Source organism: Streptomyces sp. NPDC041796, from assembly GCF_055590785.1.
Window position 1 is genome coordinate 1 of sequence record NZ_JBVJAH010000066.1, and the last position, 5,503, is coordinate 5,503.

Annotated in this window: 3 protein-coding genes and 2 pseudogenes; 2 read left to right on the forward strand and 3 right to left on the reverse strand. The window is 64.3% G+C overall.

Features of this window, described 5'->3' with window-relative positions:
- Positions 1–102 precede the first annotated feature (102 nt).
- The 3 genes and pseudogenes from ACZ6C1_RS38445 to ACZ6C1_RS38455 all read right to left on the reverse strand — a co-directional run bounded on the left by ACZ6C1_RS38445 (position 103) and on the right by ACZ6C1_RS38455 (position 2,695).
- A pseudogene (locus ACZ6C1_RS38445) lies at positions 103–910 on the reverse strand (transposase family protein).
- Between the two features lie 382 nt (positions 911–1,292).
- Positions 1,293–1,715, reverse strand: coding sequence for an SSI family serine proteinase inhibitor (locus tag ACZ6C1_RS38450; protein WP_469247687.1), 423 nt, complete (start codon positions 1,713–1,715; stop codon positions 1,293–1,295).
- Between the two features lie 752 nt (positions 1,716–2,467).
- Positions 2,468–2,695, reverse strand: a complete 228-nt coding sequence (locus tag ACZ6C1_RS38455) for a hypothetical protein (RefSeq protein ID WP_469247688.1) — start codon at positions 2,693–2,695, stop codon at positions 2,468–2,470.
- 1,237 nt (positions 2,696–3,932) lie between these two features.
- Here ACZ6C1_RS38455 and ACZ6C1_RS38460 point away from each other — a divergent pair.
- Positions 3,933–4,450: pseudogene (locus tag ACZ6C1_RS38460) on the forward strand (winged helix-turn-helix domain-containing protein); the annotation flags it as partial.
- Between the two features lie 654 nt (positions 4,451–5,104).
- Complete coding sequence (locus ACZ6C1_RS38465; RefSeq protein ID WP_469247689.1) at positions 5,105–5,497, forward strand: hypothetical protein; 393 nt, start codon at positions 5,105–5,107, stop codon at positions 5,495–5,497.
- The last annotated feature ends 6 nt before the right edge of the window (positions 5,498–5,503 follow it).

Genomic DNA, 5,503 nt, shown 5'->3' on the forward strand with positions numbered 1-5,503 from the left:
GCTCTTCCGCAGAGCCCGCGTCAGCCCCAACAGACTGACGTCAATGATTAAGGCCGTCCTCGCCCTGGAGAGGCAACGCTGAAGAAGCTCAGTGAACGTCTTTCATCCTGAATAGCTGCAGGTCAGCAGAGTGTGAACGGCTCGGACGATGGTGCTGACGCGGCGGGTGGAGCATCGGGCTCGTCGTAGCAGTCGCCACGACTTCAGCTGAGCGAAGGCGCGTTCGCCGGGCGCTCGGAGTCGTGCGTGGTCGCGGTTGTACTGCTGGTAGTGGGTGGGTTGTTCGCGGTGGTGGTAGTAGAGGGGTGCGGACGGTGGCGCTGGCACCTTGGTGGGCGTGGTCGGCGAGGACGGGGATCTGCCGGGTCAGGCAGGCTTGGACGATGCCGTGGGCACGGGCCGCGGTCAGGTCGTGGGTGTGGCCTGGTGTCGCGCGGGAGAACCAGAGTGGTGTGCCGTCGGGGTGGGCGATGACCTGCACGTTCATGTCGTGCTTGCGGTGTTTCGTCGAGTAGTACGGCTCGTTGGCGGCGGTGCGGTCGGTGGGGATCAGGGTGCCGTCAACGATGACGTGGTCGCCCTCGCCCGGGCCGGTGAGGGCTTCGTGCATGCCCGGCGCCCGGGCTGCGGGGACGTTCAGGGTCTGGTCGACGTAGCGCCAGGCCGTCGCGGTCGGGACGCCGAATCCTGCCGCGAGCTGGGCGAACGTCTCGTTCTTGCGCAGATGGACCAGCGTGAGCAGCGCCTGCTGGAAGCAGCCGAGCTTGCGCCAGCGGGTGTTGCGGGCCCGGCGGTGTTCGTGCAGCAGCCAGGCGACATGCTCGACGAGCTCGTGCGGGACGTCGAGCATGGCAGGATACGGAACCAACAGGGCCCCTTCGGCCGCCGGTGTGCTGAGTGGAATCACCACGCCAACGACGAGGGGCCCTGCCTCGTCACCACACCTGCTGACCAGCCCATTTCACCCTCCAGCACAGGATGAAAGAGGCTCAGTGTGCTGCGGGTCCTCCCACGGACGACTTCGCTGTCAGATCCCTACTCAGCGATCATTCGCAATTCCTAATTGGCAGCCGAGTCGGCGTGGGGCGCCGAGCGGCCAATCGTTTCTAGCTACGAGCAGCAGATCAGTTAGAGCCACACTCGGCGCCCCTGGGTGGGTGAACCATACGAAGGGCTCACCACGTCCCGCAGAACAACGTAGGGATCAGTTATGCATCTGAACAGAATTCCTGACTCAGAAGACTAGGCTCATCCTTCTCGTGTACTCGGCAGGGGACGCACGGCAGAACCTGTCAGAAGTCAAAGACGTGGCCGCGCTGGCTAAGAAGAACACAGTGGTTGGGAAAGGACTGCGTGTACGAGACATGCGTTCCCTCCCACACCCCGAATGCACGGGCAGTGACAGGGCGATACTCCAGGGTGCATGGGTGGCCGTCACCCGCAAGCTCCTCGAAAGAGCCGTTCACCTCGTCGAGGGCGTTGCATGCATCCTCCGGCGCCGGATGGGTGCCGCTGACGATTGGCTGGCAGATGAGCAGCGCGAACCGGTGGTCTCCACCGAGCGGCAGCTCCGTGCTCTCCGCCGCAGGGGAGACGCTCAGTACAACTGCTGAAACCGGGACCGGGTACGAGTCTGCGTGTGCCTGGGTGGCCAGACAGGCAACGGAAAACAGGCCACTGGTGGCAAGCAAGGTCAATGTGCGCGCAAGACGCATGGCTGGTCACCTCTGTGAGATCTTGGCGATAGATGCCTTCAGGACATGGAGCCGCGAGGCAGGAAGAAATGATGGTTTTGCTGACATGCGCCATCCGGCCATTCGGGGCTATTACCGACGCCTCTTGTTGTGGCTTGACGAACATGGCGTGCGCCGATGGGCGCGGAACCAGCCTCGTCTTATCAAAGGACTTTGCGGTCCGGGCATACAGAAAGACTCCACCCGCGCCACGAAAGGTCAGCTTCAGCCCGCCCTCAAACACCTCTCAAACAGGAGAGGAACAGGGCGCGCGCTCCGTCCTAAGTGTTCCATCAGGCCCCGCCGTAACCGCGGCTATCTGTGAAGACGCCGCTTAAACACACCATCCCGGAACGGAAGGATCAGCAGGCCAACCGCAACCGCCGGGGTGGCAAGTGGGGGCAGCCCGGCCGTTTCGACGGAATGGTCGAAAATCGTAAGATAAAGGTCGAGCGGACCGTCAACCACCTAAAGAACTCCCGTGCCGTCGCAACCCGTTGCGGCTAAATCGCTATGTCTCCCACGGCAGGCGGGAAAACCGAGCAGCGGACAGGGGTGCTGTGATCGGCGGATGCCGACAGATTACGCCTGCTGAGGGCCTGTGCGTGTGTAGTCTCTCGCTGCTGAGCGGGGGCGGTCCAGAACAACGCTCGTTGCCACTCATGAAGGATCGCGCGACTGTCCGTTTATACCTGCGCCTTTGCCCTGGTACAGGCTGTTGCTGCGAGGGTAGGTCAGGCTTCTTCGATGGTCGTGGTGACGGTGGTCGTTTCGCAGGTGAGTCGATAGGACACTGCATGTGGAGCGTTCATGCGGAGCCACTGAAGACGTTCGACGGCTTGCTGCCTGTGAGCGTATGTTCCTGTGGCGGGGTGCCATTGGCCTGAGTGGCCGGCTTGGACGACCCATACGACCCTCAGAACTTTTGTGTTCGTCGTGTCGGTCGTGTTGCTGTCGCTCATGCGTCTCAACGTAGCAACGACGATTGCATCTTGTACGCAGCCGCTCTGTCAGGTCTTAACATTGTGACCGCCGTGTACCCGCAGGATGCCGCCCCGCCGGTCCGTTAATCGGCGTGGGCAGGGGCTTGGCAGGGTGTCTTCCGAGAACTGATCGCAGCGGGCGGTGCCAGGGGTCTCCTGCTGGCGAAGGCTGCCGTGAAGGTCGTTTGCGTATGGGGCTCACGAGCCATGGCCCGGGTAACGGTGGAGCGGTCGACATCGAACAGCAAGGCGAGGACAGAATTCTGGAGATCCTGCCGCAGATGGTCGGGAGCAGTACCGCGCTTCGCGCCCAGGGCCTTCCCCTAAATGCCGACTCTGTCACTTACCAGCGGCTTGAGCCTGACCTCTTGCTCGAACGGTGCATGGCCTGAGCGGATGTGCGACTGGTCTCAGCAGCGGCCTCAGCCAGCCAGAACGTGATAGAGCCGCACGGTTCATGCATCCGGGGCATAGCGATGAGTTGGACTCCCCGTTCACGCTCAGGCGGCACAGGCGAGGCCACGTTCAGTCAGGTAAGCCGAGATTCCGCAACATTCGTGCTGGTTTGTCCTCTACCTGACCGCACCGCCAAGCAGTTATCTGTGCGTACCGAAAGTTGAATCACACGTAACTGGCGGAAGGCCTCCGAGATGTCCATCCCAAGACCGATGCGCCGAGCAGGCGGCGCACACCTGTGCTGCCACCACCACGAGAAGACCATTACCGCTGCGTCCACGCTTTTGGCGGCCGGGCGGAATGTACGCACGCAGAATGCAACCCCACAAGGGCGGAGCTCGGAGGACTGGAACAGCTACTTGAATACTGGCGGTGCCTGATGACGATGCCGTCTCCCTCGAGCCTCGACATGTCCCGCGACGCTGCTCTCGCCCTGGTCCTTGCCGAGGGACGCCCGACGGGTCCAGCTGCCGACGCCCTACGTGACCGTCTGCGACTGTACCTTCGACTGCTCGACGCGCCAGCCACCCGATACGCCGGACAGATGCGAGACGGCGGCGCCCGGCAGATCGCAACCTTCACAATCCAGCAGGCCCGGTTCCTCGCCACCGACACTGGCGGCGATCCGGCTGCGGCGCTTCGCCTGCTGGCCAAGGCAACTTATTATCTGCTCGGATACGCAACCGCTCCTCGACACCAATAGACGCCTTGGGTCACGCCTCCACTTCGCCGTTCGTGATCCCCGCGGTATGCCGGTGAGGTGAGATATCCGGAGTGCAGGGGCCTGACCGCTGAGCGTCGGACGTTTCGTAAGGAGATCCGGCTTCGGGCCGGCAGGCGGTTCGCGGCAGGCGAGAAGACCGCGGTGATCGCGAAGGACTTGCGGGTGAGCGTGCGGTCGGTCGAACGTTGGCGCCGAGCCTGGCGCGAAGGTGGCATGGAGGGCATGTGTTCCGCGGGCCGGCGAAAACCCCGGCCATCACGGGTGCCCAGTTCGCCGTCCTGGAGGAGGAAGTCGGCAGGGGCCCGGCCGCACCCGGTTTTGACGCTCAACGCTGGACCCTGGCCAGAGTCCAGACGGTCATCCGCCGTCGGTTGGGAGTGCGCCTGTCGGTGGCGACGGTGCGGCGGCTGCCGTTGGGCGTGAAACGGCACGGCTGGTCCTGGCAGGAACCCGCCCGCAGAGCTCTGGAGCGAGACGAGCACGCGGTGGAGCTGTGCAAGAAGGAGGTGTGGCCGCGGGTAAAAGCCTCGCGGCGGCGTCCGGGGCATGGATCGTCTTCGAGTTGCGCCGTGAGGCGCTGTGATTCGTGTGGAGGTGAGAGACCGTGCGCCACGAGGCGCTGTGATCCGCGTGCGGGTGTGAGGCCCGCACCGTCGTCCCGTCGCAGCGGGTCGGCAGAAGCAGGGGGCAGCTGGGCCCGGCGAGTCGGCCGAGTCTGGTGGAGAGCAGCCCCGACAACGACGGGACGCACCGGAACTACCGGACGGTGCGGGTCCGGCAAGCGAGACGGGAAGGTGGACGCGAGGAACCAGCGGTGTAAAGCCCCTCAAGACCTCCGCCAGCTCAAACCCGGTGGATCTGGGCTGGATCGCGGTGCGTACTGCCCGTACGGGCAGGAACCCCTGGATCGGATTGATCTTGCCGGTCGGGAGGCCACGGTGAAGGACTGCGGCGTAACCGTGGCGATGCCGCAGGGGCAAAGCTGGCCGCCTCACCCGACGAGCGGATCACAGTGAACGTGGGAACCACCCCGAAGCTCTCGTCTCGGCGCGCTCTCCAGGCGCGTCGGGTGGGAAGGCGCGACGTCCGCCGACGGCCCGGGGTGGGGCGGAGGGCTGGTAGTAGTCCGCGGGCGGGAAAGCCGTCCACATGGCGAAGCAGCCCAGCGGATTCACGTAGTTGCGGAACTGCAAGGGACGGAGACGCTGGTGAATACCGGTGAGTTGTGGCCCGACCCCGATGGGGCCTGGCTGCGGGTACGACGAATGCAGACCAAGCTGCACCAATGGGCGGTCGATGATCCCGACCGCAGGTTCGATGATCTCTACAACCTCGTCCATCACCCCGACTTCCTCACCGTTGCGTGGGAGAGGGTGAGGGGCAACAAGGGGGCACGCACCGCCGGCGTGGACCGGGTCGTCCCGGCCTTCATCGCCGACGACGCCGACATCGTGGCCTTCCTGAAGAAAACGCGGGAGCAGTTGAAGGCCCGCACGTTCACTCCGCTACCAGTGAGCCTCTTTCATCCTGTGCTGGAGGGTGAAATGGGCTGGTCAGCAGGTGTGGTGACGAGGCAGGGCCCCTCGTCGTTGGCGTGGTGATTCCAC

Excerpts from the sequence above, each read along its gene's own strand:
- ACZ6C1_RS38450 (WP_469247687.1), bottom strand. The coding sequence starts at position 1,715 with ATGCGTCTTGCGCGCACATTGACCTTGCTTGCCACCAGTGGCCTGTTT.
- ACZ6C1_RS38455 (WP_469247688.1), bottom strand. The coding sequence starts at position 2,695 with ATGAGCGACAGCAACACGACCGACACGACGAACACAAAAGTTCTGAGG.